Below are 595 nucleotides of genomic sequence, written 5' to 3'. Positions count from 1 at the left end.
CCTCTTTACTTATCGCTCCATCCTTATTGGAATCATTCGCAATATCATAAATGACAGGAACAGGGGGTTCTTCAAAATTGGTTTCCTTCTCGCTTTCAGGGGTGCTGGTGTCGGCTGGTTCGGTGACTGCCGGGGTGTTGGTGTCCTCTGGTGCTTCTTCTTTGGGAGCACCGCAAGCAGTGAGGGACAGTGCAAGGGACAGAGACAAGCCAAGAACAAGAGCCTTTTTCATCACGGTTTCCTCCTTTGCCGTCACTGGGACGGCTTTTTTCTTATCTCTCAACGGTGCTGCCCATAGGGGGTGGGATTGCTCCCTGTCCCCCGTTGGGCGTTCCCGCCGAGATAAATAAAAGCGGTGCAGGGCTGTTTGTTCCCTACACCGCATTGAGGTACGACACATTACCCATCATAACCACCTTGTCAAGAAAACACAAAGCGGCTATAATGAGAAAAGGCGTAGCGAATGCTATTGTGTGGGAGGGGCAATCTCCTGCATAGGGGCATGGGGAGGTGCGAACTCTCCATGTCCTGCCTCTATTTATCTCGTGATTTCATTGTACGACCTAACAGGGAAAAAGGCAATACCCATTTAAAT

1 pseudogene is annotated in these 595 nt (G+C 50.3%); it reads right to left on the bottom strand.

Annotated features, from left to right (window positions below):
• Positions 1 to 232, bottom strand: a pseudogene (locus B5F88_RS19995) (hypothetical protein); the annotation flags it as partial.
• Between the last annotated feature and the right edge of the window lie 363 nt (positions 233 to 595).

It is taken from the genome of Flavonifractor sp. An306, assembly GCF_002159455.1.
Lineage (GTDB): Bacteria > Bacillota > Clostridia > Oscillospirales > Oscillospiraceae > Flavonifractor.
Note: the sequence above shows the minus strand (reverse complement) of the source record. Positions and strands in the feature narration are given on the sequence as shown.